At 64.3% G+C, this 238-nt stretch carries 1 protein-coding gene; it reads left to right on the top strand.

The window, feature by feature from the left end; genetic code table 11:
• The coding region (locus tag CVH10_RS24205) for a hypothetical protein (protein WP_219925107.1) at positions 1 to 233 on the top strand (233 nt) is incomplete at its 5' end.
• Positions 234 to 238: the final 5 nt, after the last annotated feature.

The raw sequence follows: 238 nt of genomic DNA, 5'->3' as shown, positions 1-238 counted from the left end.
AGATCGCCGGGGTCCTGGGGAACACCATGTTGATGGTCGAAAAGGTCTACGCCAAGCACTCGCCCGAGGGCCTTGCCGACGCCGTCGAGAACATCAGCGGCGGTGCGCTGGAGGGATTATCGCAGCGCAGCATCGGCGCGCCCCACGGGGGCGCAGCGCCCATTGTGGGCGCGGTTCGAAGCCTACAGGTATCGGACGATCCTACCAGTCCCGCCTTGCAGTGGCCTAAGTAATTGTC

Origin of the sequence: Halomonas sp. ND22Bw, assembly GCF_003011945.1 — a bacterium.
Lineage (GTDB): Bacteria > Pseudomonadota > Gammaproteobacteria > Pseudomonadales > Halomonadaceae > Halomonas > Halomonas halophila.
The sequence above is the reverse complement of the archived record's forward strand: the minus strand, read 5'-3'. Positions and strand labels throughout refer to the sequence as shown.